Source organism: Planococcus halocryophilus (genome assembly GCF_022489025.1).
Classification (GTDB): Bacteria; Bacillota; Bacilli; order Bacillales_A; family Planococcaceae; genus Planococcus; species Planococcus halocryophilus_A.
In genome coordinates this window covers 1-1,050 of record NZ_JAKVTG010000039.1, presented here as the reverse complement: position 1 = coordinate 1,050, position 1,050 = coordinate 1, and the positions used below count along the sequence as shown (strand labels likewise).

2 protein-coding genes and 1 pseudogene are annotated in these 1,050 nt (G+C 45.4%); all 3 read right to left on the bottom strand.

The genetic code is table 11. The features are described from left to right. Positions 1 to 14: 14 nt before the first annotated feature. Positions 15 to 152, bottom strand: a complete 138-nt coding sequence (locus tag MLE13_RS17805; protein WP_240751105.1) for a hypothetical protein — start codon at positions 150 to 152, stop codon at positions 15 to 17. Further along, entirely contained in the window at positions 145 to 432 is a 288-nt protein-coding gene (locus MLE13_RS17800; RefSeq protein ID WP_240751104.1) for a helix-turn-helix domain-containing protein, read from the bottom strand. The genes MLE13_RS17805 and MLE13_RS17800 overlap by 8 nt, the downstream gene beginning before the upstream one ends. Positions 433 to 449: 17 nt before the next feature. Beyond that, positions 450 to 1,050, bottom strand: a pseudogene (locus MLE13_RS17795) (hypothetical protein); the annotation flags it as partial.

Here is a 1,050-nt window from a genome sequence, read left to right as displayed (position 1 = left end):
TTTCCTTTCATATTTTATTCAGTAGCTCCGAAAAGCTCCGCATTGATTAATTGCATAAGCTCATTAATTTCGCGATTGCAGTTAGTGCCGCCATTACGTAGAATAGCAAGCGCGTGCAAATATGCGATTAGTTCCTGCAACCTATTATTCATTAGCGCCGCCCTCCTCGTTTTTGTATCCTTCGATATTCTTCTTGTGGTGAATCGTAACGGAGCGGAGCTTGTTCGGCGTTAGCGCAAAGGCTTCTACGATGCGCGCGCTCATTTTCTCGCTAATTTTAAGCTCGCCGGTTTCGATGCGATGAATAGATACGAAGCTAACGCCAACTTTTGCGGCAAACTCTTTCAAGCTCATTGCGTGGAATTGGCGTAAGCGATAGACGTTTTCTTTCGTTAGGTGAATTTGTTTCGGTTGTTTCGCTGTGTTCTTCATGCGTGTTTCCTCCTTGTTTATGATTGATTAAATAAGACGTTGATTGCTTGCAAAGCCTCGTTATTGCCTCCGAATACTACTTTCGGATTGACTACGATTCTTTTTTCTCGCCGATTGTAAGGGTCATCTGCAAAGAGAATCACAGGCTTGCCGTCAACTTTTAACGCATTGAGCGCCGTCTTTAGTTTCTGCGGGTCTTCATATTCGAGAACCATTGCGAGCTTGCTGACGCTCATTGGACGCAACCGCTCCGATAGTTTCTCTTCGGGATTGAACGCAACGATATTCGTTTGAACGTTTATAAGCGGCAATATTGAATAGATAAGCCCCAATTGCTTGAGCTTCCTGCCGCCGAAATCCTCATACAAGCGGCGAACCGTCGAGCGGAATACTCGCGTATGCTCTAAGTCGCTAATGTCTGCGCCGATTTCTTTAAGGTCGCCGCGATAGATAACGTCATGGCTCATAAAAATGTCTCCTGTCGCCTTGTCATGTCGCAAAATCTCCGCTTCTTCTAGTCGCTTATAAAACTCGGAGAAGCGGGCGCGCGACATTCCGCAAAGCTCTTGCAGTTTCTTCTTATTAATTGGATTGCCGTTATTGCTGTATTGAAGCCGT

Excerpts from the sequence above, each read along its gene's own strand:
- MLE13_RS17805 (WP_240751105.1), bottom strand. The coding sequence starts at position 152 with ATGAATAATAGGTTGCAGGAACTAATCGCATATTTGCACGCGCTTGCT.
- MLE13_RS17800 (WP_240751104.1), bottom strand. The coding sequence starts at position 432 with ATGAAGAACACAGCGAAACAACCGAAACAAATTCACCTAACGAAAGAA.